The 10977-nt window shown below is 67.8% G+C and carries 12 protein-coding genes; 8 read left to right on the top strand and 4 right to left on the bottom strand.

From position 1 onward, the window contains the following. Both KN815_RS36535 and KN815_RS36530 read right to left on the bottom strand, forming a co-directional pair. Window positions 1-519: GNAT family N-acetyltransferase (locus KN815_RS36535; RefSeq protein ID WP_216346142.1), on the bottom strand; the 519-nt coding region annotated here is incomplete at its 3' end. A 189-nt stretch (window positions 520-708) separates the two neighbouring features. After that, a complete protein-coding gene (locus KN815_RS36530; protein WP_216346141.1) occupies window positions 709-894 on the bottom strand; it encodes a hypothetical protein in 186 nt (61 codons plus the stop codon). A 108-nt stretch (window positions 895-1002) separates the two neighbouring features. Between KN815_RS36530 and KN815_RS36525 the strand changes: the two genes are divergently transcribed. Further along, the gene (locus tag KN815_RS36525) at window positions 1003-2199 is read left to right on the top strand and encodes a helix-turn-helix domain-containing protein (RefSeq protein ID WP_216346140.1); all 1197 of its coding nucleotides are present in this window, start codon (window positions 1003-1005) and stop codon (window positions 2197-2199) included. A 19-nt stretch (window positions 2200-2218) separates the two neighbouring features. Here the strand turns inward: KN815_RS36525 and KN815_RS36520 are convergent, their stop codons facing one another. Beyond that, window positions 2219-3394: an epoxide hydrolase family protein gene (locus KN815_RS36520; protein WP_216346139.1), complete on the bottom strand. Its 1176-nt coding sequence runs from the start codon at window positions 3392-3394 to the stop codon at window positions 2219-2221. 82 nt (window positions 3395-3476) lie between these two features. On the opposite strand from KN815_RS36520, the gene KN815_RS36515 reads away from it, so the two are divergent. Continuing rightward, window positions 3477-4052 (top strand): CGNR zinc finger domain-containing protein, encoded by a 576-nt coding sequence (locus tag KN815_RS36515; protein WP_216346138.1) that lies wholly within the window; start codon window positions 3477-3479, stop codon window positions 4050-4052. Here KN815_RS36515 and KN815_RS36510 read toward each other — a convergent pair whose 3' ends face one another. Beyond that, entirely contained in the window at window positions 4053-5351 is a 1299-nt protein-coding gene (locus KN815_RS36510; RefSeq protein ID WP_216346143.1) for a phosphatase PAP2 family protein, read from the bottom strand. 412 nt (window positions 5352-5763) lie between these two features. Here KN815_RS36510 and KN815_RS36505 point away from each other — a divergent pair, with 412 nt between their 5' ends. The 6 genes from KN815_RS36505 to KN815_RS36480 form a co-directional block, all read left to right on the top strand. Further along, complete coding sequence (locus KN815_RS36505; protein ID WP_308403693.1) at window positions 5764-7182, top strand: acyltransferase; 1419 nt, start codon at window positions 5764-5766, stop codon at window positions 7180-7182. 178 nt (window positions 7183-7360) lie between these two features. Then, a complete protein-coding gene (locus tag KN815_RS36500) occupies window positions 7361-8095 on the top strand; it encodes a response regulator transcription factor (RefSeq protein ID WP_216346136.1) in 735 nt (244 codons plus the stop codon). Between the two features lie 38 nt (window positions 8096-8133). Further along, window positions 8134-8871, top strand: coding sequence for a sensor histidine kinase (locus KN815_RS36495; RefSeq protein WP_216346135.1), 738 nt, complete (start codon window positions 8134-8136; stop codon window positions 8869-8871). 147 nt (window positions 8872-9018) lie between these two features. Continuing rightward, window positions 9019-10263: a cytochrome P450 gene (locus KN815_RS36490; protein WP_216346134.1), complete on the top strand. Its 1245-nt coding sequence runs from the start codon at window positions 9019-9021 to the stop codon at window positions 10261-10263. Between the two features lie 22 nt (window positions 10264-10285). Then, on the top strand, window positions 10286-10483 hold the full coding sequence (locus KN815_RS36485; RefSeq protein WP_216346133.1) for a ferredoxin: 198 nt from the start codon (window positions 10286-10288) through the stop codon (window positions 10481-10483). Further along, window positions 10480-10977 (top strand): FAD-dependent oxidoreductase (locus tag KN815_RS36480; RefSeq protein ID WP_216346132.1); only part of this gene is annotated, 498 nt, incomplete at its 3' end. The genes KN815_RS36485 and KN815_RS36480, both read left to right, overlap by 4 nt.

The following is a 10977-nucleotide window of genomic DNA, read 5'->3' as shown; positions in this document are numbered from 1 at the left end:
GCCGAACCACTGCTCGGCGCCGTACTCCTGGAACCGCTCCACCTCGGTGAACCCCAGCTTCGCCGCGAGGCGCATCGAGCGGTCGTTGGCGGTCTGGGTGCAGAGCACCACCGGCTCACCGGGAAGCGCGTCGGCGAACCAGCCGAGCGCCGCCGCGCACGCCTCGGCGGCGTACCCGCGTCCCCACGCCTCCGGCAGAAACAGACAGCCGAGCTCGGCCTCCCCGGCATCCGGACGGATATGCCCCGGACGCTCCGCGTCGCGCCGGTCGAGGTTGATCGTGCCGATCATCTCTCCGCCGAGATCGATCACGAAAAGGCCAGGGCGCCGCCCGGGCACCTCAGGCACCGCACGTTCGAGCTCATCACGCGGCCGAGGCCCCCCGAGATAGGTGCGCACCTCAGGCGATGCGAACAGCTCGATGAACGCCGCCCGGTCCCGGGCCTCGGACTCCCGGAGGACGAGCCGTTCGGTCCTTATCGGGGCAGGCGGCCAGGCGACGGGGCCGAGTCCGGTCATGGCGGGCAACTTATCGCATGCCCGGTTGGCGGCTGGGCACTTGCGCCGATACGCATCGGGGGCACTGGCACGGCGGCCACACCGACGTCTCCAGCGGCATCAGGGGCTCGGTGGACCTGATCACGCGTGTCGGCCCGTAGGTCCTCCCGCCGTCCCGCGACACTCGCAGCGTCATCATCGGGCGGCCCTTCACCGGGCCGCCTCGGTGTGCGGCGGGCCGTCGTGGTGCCGCTGGAGTTCGATGAGACAGGTGGTCGCCCACTTGTGATCCCCGTTACGCCTCGCCTCGGCTTGCTGTCGTAACAGCGCCCCGCACACATCGCAGTCGTCGTCGGGCGTGTTCGCGGGCGGGGTGGCTGGGCTGGTGTCCGACACGTTGTCGCTCCCGTTAGGTCCTTACGTACGCCCAAGACAACCGCGAATGTGCCGTCGCGGTTGGTGACCACTTGGTGACTACGTGGTGACAGCCGTACCCTGGTCACCATGAACAGCGGGGAGTTCAGCCAAAGAGTCCGCGACCTGCTCCGTGACCGGGACATGAGTGTTCGGGCGGTCGCCCGCCATCTGAACTACGACCACGCCTATCTGTCCCGCGTACTCTCCGGGAAACAGCACCCGTCGACACAACTCGTCACGGCGCTGGACAACCTGTTCAAGACGAACGGGGAACTCGCCGAAATCGCGGCACGAGTAGCACCGCCGACAGATTCACCGGAATCCGCTGAATCACCGGCCATCACCGATCGGATACTCAGACTCAACGAGGCACGCGGAGCCGACTTCGCACAGGCCATCCGGGAGACTTCCCACCGCCTGGTCGTCCTGGACAACGAACTCAGCGGAGTATCCATCGCCGAGCCCGCAGGCCGCGCCTTCAAGGTCGTGCATCGGCGGCTCGGAGCCGGAGACTACGATCCCCGGTACGAGCGCGACATCCAGTCGGCGGCTGCGGAACTCGCGGAAGTCGCCGGTTGGGCTCTCTGGGACGCGGAAAGAGACGACGCCGCAAAGCGCTTCAACTACGAGGCGCTATTTCTCGCGAAACTCTCCGGGGATCGCTCCATCGAATTGCTGACGCTACAGAACATGGCGATGCAAAGTGAATGGAGCGGACGGAACCAAGAGGCGCTGTCCATCGCCCGGTCGGTGCTCAACGGGAGGCGGCTGTCCCCGCGCGTCGAGGCGATGTTCCGCATCCGTGAGGCCAAGGGACTGGTCGGCACGGGACGTACTTCGGATGCCATCGAGTCGCTTCAACGCGCCCGGTCACTCATCGAGGGCAGTAGCGATGTCGGCGAACCGGACTGGACATGGTGGGTGACCAGCGGGGAAATTGACCGCCAGTGGGGTCACACACTTCAGATCGCAGGTGACACACAGAAGGCAATCGAGCTACTGCTGCAATCCTTACAACCAGGACGCGACGTCACGACTGGCTACTCAAGCGAGCGAGTCGCACGGCTCGCGCAGTGCTTACTGAACGTCAATGCGTGGCACGACGCGGAAGACATAGCCAGGTCCCTGGTCACCTCCGCACCCGGAATCTCCTCGGGTCGGACCCTCCGCCTCATCGGTCACGTCGCCAAGCAGCGCGACAGGCTGAACGGTGCACCGCCGAGCCTTACGGATACTCTTGAGCACCTGGGAGAAAAGCTCAACGAGGATCCCTTCACCCTTTAGCGCCGACACCCAGCCGCGTTCACCGTTGGGCGGCCAGCACCGCCGCGAGGCCCTCTTGCAGGTCCTTGACGAAGTACTCGGGGACCTCCAGCGACGGGAAATGTCCCCCATTTTCGGGCGACCTCCATCGGACGATCTGCCGGTACCGCTCCTGCGCCCAGGGGCGCGGGCACTTCTCGATGTCGTAGGGATAGACAACGATTGCCGACGGGACGTCGACGCGAAGTTCGGGGTCGAGCGAGAGGTGGCTCTCGTAGTAGATGCGGGCTGACGATGCGCCGGTCCGCGTCAGCCAATACAGGGTGACGTTGTCGAGAAACCTGTCCATGGAAATCGTCTCGAACGGGCTGTCTTCGGTATCCGTCCATGCGGCGAACTTGTCGAGGATCCAGGCGAGAAGCCCGACCGGTGAGTCGACGAGCGAGTAACCGATGGTCTGCGGTCGGGTCGCCTGCTGCTTCGCGAACGCCGAGGCGGGGCCGTCCCAGAAATCACGCGTCTCCTCGGTCCACTTGCGCTCGGCCGCCGTCAGCCCGTCCGTGGTCAATCCGGGCGGTGCCTGCGCGGTCGTTGTGTGGATGCCGAGAACGTGCTCCGGGAACCTGCCGCCGAGGACCGTGGTGATCGGACCTCCCCAGTCGCCGCCGTGGGCCGCGAACTTGCCGTAGCCGAGCCTTCCCATCAGTTCCACCCATGCGGCCGCGATCTTTTCGAGTCCCCACCCGGTGGTGGCCGGCTTGTCGCTGTAGCCAAAGCCCGGCAGCGAGGGAACCACGACGTGGAACGCCGGAGAGTCCGCGTCTTTCGGATCCGCCAGCTCGTCCACTACATCGATGAACTCGGCAATGCTGCCCGGCCAGCCGTGCGTCATGATCAGAGGGGTGGCATCCGCGCGCGCGGAGCGGCGGTGCAGGAAGTGGATTCCCAGATCATCGATGGTCGTGCGGAACTGGCCGATGCGGTTGAGGCGCTCCTCGAACGACCGCCAGTTGTATCCGGTGCGCCAGTAGTCCACGACATCGACGAGGTCGGCGAGCGGAACGCCCTGTTCCCACCGGCGAGGGTCGGGCCCGGCGCGATGGACCGTCTCGGCCTCCGGCAGTCGCGCCGCGGCCAGTCGCGCGCGCAGATCGTCGAGGTCGGCGTCGGTCGCGTGGGCTTCAAATGCCCGCACATCGCTGGTGGGACGGGGCATGAGACCTCCTGGCTATCGTGGAACCGGCTAAGGCGGTTCTAACAGCCCTCCGAGCCACGCTGCAACCCCCTAAGGTGGTTCCATGCGTGCTCGGTTCCCTGACTTCCGCCTCGGCAGCGTGCTGGCGACCAGCTTCACGGGGACTCTGTCGGAGCGTTTCGGCGACGCCGTGGAGCGCATTCCCACGCCGCACCGGCTCATCGACTGGCTGGCGGTGAACGGCCTCGCCGTGGACTCCTGCACCACGGCCCAGCTCGACCTCGCCCGGGAACTGAGGGAGTCGATTCACGCCGCCGCGACGGCGGCCGCGATCCAGGACGCTCTCCCCGCGCCCGCCGTCCACGTCATCAATGACCGCAGCGCTCAGGGCCGGGCCGCGGCGATCCTGACGCCCGAGGGCAAGCGGCAATGGCGGCTCAGCTCGGCTTCCGGCGTGGAAGATGCCCTCGGCGTGATCGCCGCCGACGCGGTCAGCATCATCGCGGGCGAACGAGACGGAAAACTGGCCTTGTGCGCATCGCCGACCTGCCAAGCCGCCTTCTTCGACACCAGCCAAAGCCGCAGCCGCAGATGGTGCGACATGAACACGTGCGGGAATCGCCAGAAGAAGGCGCGCTTCCATGCCAACCAGCGCAAAAAGCCCAGATCGGCTGAGTGATCACACCAGCCCGGGCTGCGGTTCCGGTTGCAGCGCCGGTGCGGCCTTGGGCTCCCACAGTCTGGTGGTCCGTACGTAGCCGTGGATCACTGAGGCCATCGCCAGCAGAAGAAGGGGTCCGAACAGCCACGGATGTCCGGCCATCTGCGTCGGCAGATAGCGATAGGACACCAGGAGCGCGACGAAGACCGTCGTGCCGTGAGCGACCAACCGGATCCCGGACCGGTCCCAACCGCGTGCGAACGAGCGCAGCGCCGTCTCGATCGTGAGCGCGAACACCACGCCCGCGATGAGATCCACGCCGTAGTGGTAGCCGAATCCCAGCGTCGCGCCGAGCGTCGCGATCAGCCAGAAGGTGCCGGCGAAGCGCAGCAGACGTGGGCCCTGGCGGGAATGGATGAAGATCGCGGTGGCCCATGCCGTATGCAAGCTGGGCATGCAGTTGCGTGGCGTGATCTCGTCGTACGGTATCGAGTGCGGGGCGCTGATGGGCGGCAGCGTGTGCGGCCACAGGTTGGCCGTCGCCCACAGCTCGCCGCCGGTACCGAAGGCGCCGCCGCCGTAGGCGAAGATCGGTCCGACCACCGGGAAGACCATGTAGATGGCCGGCCCGAGGAGCCCGATGGCCAGAAAGGTGCGCACCAGATGGTGGCCCGGGAAGCGGCGCTCGACCGCCACGTTACGCAGTTGATATAGCGAGACGATGACCGCGGCCACCGGAAGCTGAGCGTAGACGAACTGGAGAACATGGGCACCGATCGGCCCCATGGCCTCGACGATCCGGCCTGCCATCCACGACGGGTTGCCCAGCGCGTGATCGGCGGCCGCCAGGTACGGATCGAGCACCGTCGGGCGGGACTTCGCCGTGATGAGCAGCCAGGTATCGCCGATCTTGCGGCCGGCCACCAGCAGCAGGCCCAGCCCGGCGCCCTTCAACAGCAGGGCGCGTTCCCGGCCGGTGCGGCGCGTGATCGCGATGACCACACAGCCCAGCATCACCCACAACGCGCCGTTGCCGAAGGGGTGACCTTCGGTCACCTTCGCGTCGGCCACCCACCGCACCAGGAAGATGACAATGTCGATGCCGATCGCGGCACCGGCCGCGATGAGCCGCTCCCGCCAGGTGAGCACCACCATCATCAAGCCCATACCGGAGTACAGCAGAAAGCCCGATTTGGGGGCAAATACAATCTCTTGCACCTGACTGGTGACCGGCCCCGGCAGACCGTAGCGACGCGCGGTGATCTCCAGCGTGACGAAGAATCCGAGGGCCACCACACTCGCCACGACGTACAGCATCACCCGTGGTCGACGCCACGTGGTGAACGCGGTACTGCGGCTTATCCGGGAAATCACCCGCAATGCTATGGATGTCAATGCTTTGGCCGATTTGCTAGATGTTGGGCATTGGTCACCCTTCAGACCGCATAGCGCCGTTTTCCGGCGAAGGGCGGACGATGGGGGTTCTCGTCGTGAGGGTCCGATCATGTTAACGGAGCGCCGCGGGCGGGTGTCGTCGCGGTGCCGCAGCCCCCAGTCGGCCGCGAGGCTCCATCGGGGTCGGCGGGCGGCACCGTGAGTCGGGTGCGCTCGCCTGTTTTTCAAAATTGCCTGAAACAAGTTCTCGTCCAGCAGACAGCTCTCGACCCGGGGGTAGGGTCAATAGACCGACCCAGAAACACACTCGGACAGAACGAAAGAACGTGCGCACATGATGGCATCCCCCACTGCCACCGAGGGCGATACCAAACGATCGACCACCGTACGCGCCGGAGAGGCGAGCGGTGACCGCATACGTTTGAGCGTCTACGACATGCTCATCGGATTGGTCTACACCCCACGTACCTTCTTCTACCGCGAGACGCTCGACGGCGAAGCGCTTCGCGCCTCCCTCAGCAGAACGCTGCGCAACTTCCCGATGGTTTCAGGCCGCATGAAGAAGGATCCCGACGGCCGTCTCAGCGTGCTCTGCGACGACGGAGGCGTGCGCTTCATCGAGACATACGCATCCCAGCCCATGCCGGATCACGGGCCTCACCACACGGCGAAAAAGGGCATCAATCGCTACCTGAGCCAGATCAACCCACTCCAGGTGGTCGACGGCGACACACCGCTTTTCACGGTGAAGCTCACCCATATGAAAGGCGGCGGCTCCGTCCTCGGTGTCAACATGAACCACGCCGTGGCCGACGGATCCGCCTATATGCGGTTCATGGAGAGCTGGTCGAAGGAGCATCGAGGGCTCGAGTACCCCGCGCCCGGCCACGACCGCGCCATCATCGACGCCCTCGCGGCGCCGGTCGCCGATGACGTCCGGCCGGACAACGACCACTTCACGGTCACCAAGCGCGGCCGGAAGTCCGCCTATGTGGCTCGTATGCTGCTGTGCATGGTCGCCAAGACGACGACGATGGTGACCACCCGCTTCACCGCCGCCGAACTGGCCACCATGAAGGATGCCGCGATGGCCGACCTCGCGGGCACGGAGCGGTGGGTGTCGACCAATGACGCGCTGACCGCCCATCTCTGGAAAGTCCTCGGCGCATTGCGGGACCGCCCCGACAGCAGCGAGGAAAAGCTGGGCCTCCTCGCCGACTTCCGTGCTTTCGGCGGCGGGGCCGTACCGGACGGCTACTGGGGCAACACCGTCACCAACACCCGGCCCGGGATGGCCGCGGCCGAACTGCGCTCCCGTCCTCTCGGCGAGGTCGCCACGGCAGTCCGCGCTGGCTATGCCGAGAACACGGAGGAGAAAATCCGCCAGGAAACGGCGTTCCTCTCCGCCCAATACGAGGCGGGCCGCCTCAAGCGCACCCTGCCCACCATGACGCTCGACAAGTTCGAGAACACCATCGTCATCAACAACTGGTCGAAGCTCCCCTTCTACGAACTCGACTTCGGAGCGGGCACGCCCTTCTGGTACGACGTCCCGGCGCTTCCCACTCCCTGGACCCTGCTCATCGCGCCGACTCCGGCGGACGAGCCCGGTGGCCGTGATGTGCATATGGCAGTGCCCCGCGCATTGGTCCAGACCCTTCAGGAACAGTCCTGGGCCGACCGGTTCCACTGTTACGCGGATTCCGGCGAGGCGTCCGCGCTGACTTTCGGATCGCCCAAAGCCGCAGGGTGACAAAGCCGAAAGCCGAGGAAAGCGGAAGACCCCGGGCCGTGGGGGCAGGCACCCCCACGGCCCGTATGCGCCCCGCCCCGTCCGCCCTTGAGCCCCGCCCTATCCGCCCTGTCCGGATCTCATCGGTCCCGGTCAGGGCCCCGTGCCCCGGAACCGTCGGTTCACGTAGTGTCATGGCGTGTACGGGAGTGTCAGCGAGAAACCAGCGCCCGCCCGTGGCAGCGGGCAGCACATCCTGGTCGTCGACGATGAATCGAGAATCGCCGAACTGCTCTCGACCACCCTCGAACTGGCCGGTTACCGGGTCGGCACCGCGGCCACCGGCGGAGAGGCGCTCGATCGGGTCGGGCGGGAGCGCCCCGACCTGGTGATCCTCGATGTGATGCTGCCCGATCTGGACGGCTTCACGGTGTGCCGCCGCCTGGTCGCGGCCGACGAGAACCATCCGCCCGTCCTCTTCCTCACCGCCCGCGACTCGCTGGAATCGCTGGTCACCGGCCTCGGCATCGGCGGAAACGACTACGTCACCAAGCCGTTCCGGATCGCCGAGGTGCTGGCCCGGGTACAGGCCCTGCTGCGCACCCGCACCCGGCACCGCGAGGAGCCCCCGCCGCGCTACGCGGATCTGCTGCTGGACGATACGACCCGTCAGGCGCGGCGCGGCAGGCGGGCGCTGGAGCTGACCCCGGCCGAATTCCGGCTGCTGCGCTATCTGCTGGTCAACGCGGGGCAGGTGCTCTCCAAGGACCAGATCGGCGAGCATCTGTGGGTGGCGGACCACCGGCGTTACGGGGACAACGCCATCGAGAAGCTGGTCTCCCGGCTCCGCCACAAGGTCGACGAGACCGGGCCCACCCTGATCCACACCCGCCGTGGCTTCGGCTACTGGCTCGGCCGGCTCGCCTCCCCATGAGCAGGAACGAGCACCCGTATGGATAAGCCTGGATAAGTATGGATAAGCACTGCGGGGACGGTCGGCGCCATGGCGAGGACGCGTACGAGCGCCAGCAGCGGCTGGAGGTCCTGCTGCATGAGCTGCGCACCTCCCTGACCACCATCCGCGGCTGGGCCGAACTCCCTTTGCAGGGGCTCAGCGACGACCCCGAGCTGATGGTGCGCGCCCTGCGCCGGATCCAGGACGAGGCCGACCATATGCATCAGGCGGTCCAGCAGGTGTTCCCGCGCGCGGACGCCTCCTGGGTGCGGCCGCTGGACTCGGAGCCGGTGGATCTGCGGGACGTGGCCGACGAGGCGGTGGCGGATCTGGGGCTGCTCGACCCCGATCGCCCCATCGCCCGCGAGAACTCCGGCCGGGCCACGCTCGTCGCCGACTACCGTCTGCTGCGGCACGCCATCCGCAATCTGCTGGGCAACGCGCTGCGGCACACCCCTGCCGGATCCCCGGTGACCGTGGCGGTGCGCGGCCCGGTGGCCGGGGCCGGTGGACAGCCGCACGTCGAGCTGTCGGTCAGCGACCAGGGGCCGGGCATGAGCCCGTACGACATCGCCCGGCTCACCTCCCCCCGCTCCGCGGACGGCCCGATCGAACTGGGCGGCGGCCTCGGCCTGTCCATTGTGCGGCGGGTGGTCGAGCGGCACGGCGGCGAGGTGAGCGTGCGCAGCGCACCGGACCGCGGCACCACGGTCACTGTGACCTTGCCCACAGTCAGCGTTTCGTCAGGAAACTGACCGGAGGGCGTCAGGTCGAGCGGGTTCGCTGGTCATCGTCCCCGTGACGCGAAGGTTCACGTCCCCCTGACGCGAAGGTTCACGTCCCCACCTGACGCGAAGGTTCACGCTCCGCTCCCATCGGAATCCCCCCTCCCGAGGAGAGACATGACCGAGACGCTGGCAGAGACCACGGCCGAGGCGGAAGAGCCGCTTCCGGAGTTCCCGATGCCGCGGGCGACCGGCTGCCCCTTCGCCCCGCCGCCGACCGCACAGGCCCTGCACACCGAACGGCCGGTCACCCGGGTGCGGCTGTGGGACGGCAGCGCCCCCTGGCTGGTGACCCGGTACGCCGACCAGCGCGCCCTGCTCGGCGACCCGCGGGTCAGCTCCGAGGCCACCCGGCCCGGCTTCCCGCATGCGAGCGCCGGCTTCCGCGAGAACGCCGGGCGGCGGCGCTCCTTCATCACCATGGACGACCCCGAGCACGCCCGGATCCGCCGGATGGTCACCGCACCGTTCGCCATCAAGCGGATCGAGGCGATGCGGCCCGAGATCCAGAGGATCACCGACGAGCTGATCGACACCATGCTGGCCGGGCCGGCCCCGGCCGACCTGGTGCGCGCGCTCGCGCTGCCGCTGCCGTCGCTGGTGATCTGCAAGCTGCTCGGGGTGCCGTACGAGGACCACGACTTCTTCCAGCGGAACAGCTCGAAACTGATCAACCGGCACTCCTCGGTCGAGGAGGTGGTCGGTGCCAACGAGGCGCTGACCGACTATCTGGACGGGCTGGTCGCCGCCAAACTCGCCAACCCGGCCGACGACATGCTCTCCGAGCTGGCCTCCCGGGTCACGGCCGGTGAGCTGACCCAGCGCGACGCCGCCAACATGGGCGTGCTGCTGCTGATCGCCGGTCATGAGACCACCGCCAACATGATCGCCCTCGGTACCGTGGCCCTGCTGGAGAACCCCGACCAGCTCGCCGTCCTGCGGGAGACCGAGGACCCGAAGGTGATCGCCAGGGCCGTCGAGGAGCTGCTGCGCTATCTGACGATCGTGCACAACGGCCGTCGCCGGGTCGCCCTGGAGGACATCGAGATCGGCGGCGAGACCATCCGCGCCGGCGAGGGGATCATCGTCTACACCAGCACCGGCAACTGGGACTCGGAGGTCTTCGCCGAGCCCGAGCGGCTGGACATCGGCCGCGACGCCCGCCGCCACATGGCGTTCGGCTTCGGCATCCACCAGTGCCTGGGCCAGCCGCTGGCCCGGGTGGAACTCCAGGTGGTCTACGGCACGCTCTACCGCCGTATCCCCACTCTGCGACTGGCGACCGGGGTCGACCAACTACCGTTCAAGGACGACGGTTTGGTCTACGGCGTCTACGAACTGCCCGTTACCTGGGCATCTTGAGCAACGGAGGCAAGGAGTCATCATGCGTGTGGAAGTCGATGTTCCCAAGTGTGTGGCGTCGGGTCAGTGCGTGATGATCGCACCCGATGTGTTCGACCAGCGGGAGGAGGACGGCATCGTGATCCTGCTGGAGGAGCGGCCCGCGCCCGAACTCCACGCCGATGTGCGTGAGTCCGCGGTGGTCTGCCCGGCGGCGGCGATACGGGTGGTCGAGAAGTGAAGCAGGTGGTGGTCGTCGGTGGATCCGCCGCCGGTCTGGCGGCGGCGGAGACGCTGCGGCGGGAAGGGTACGAGGGCACGATCACGCTCATCGGCGATGAGCCGTACCACCCGTACGATCGGCCACCGCTGTCCAAGCAGATCCTCGGCGGGCAGTGGGAGCCCGACCGGGTGCCGCTGCGCGCGCCCGCCGATCTGGACGCGCTCGGCCTCGATCTGCGCCTCGGGGTCGCCGCGACCGGCCTCGACCTCGCGGGCCGTACGGTCGCGCTGGCCGACGGGGCGCGGGTGCCGTACGAGGGCCTGGTCATCGCCACCGGCGTCCGCCCGCGCCGACTGCCCGGCGGCGGGGACGGCAACGGCGGCGGGGACGGCGGCGGGGGGAAGCGCGCGCATGTGCTGCGCACCCTGGACGACGCCCTGGCCCTGCGGGACCGGCTGGGCCCGGGGCGGCGGCTGACGGTGGTCGGCGCCGGGTTCCTCGGCGCCGAGGCG

This window comes from Streptomyces niphimycinicus (genome assembly GCF_018883605.1).
Lineage (GTDB): Bacteria > Actinomycetota > Actinomycetes > Streptomycetales > Streptomycetaceae > Streptomyces > Streptomyces niphimycinicus.
Note: the sequence above shows the minus strand (reverse complement) of the source record. Positions and strands in the feature narration are given on the sequence as shown.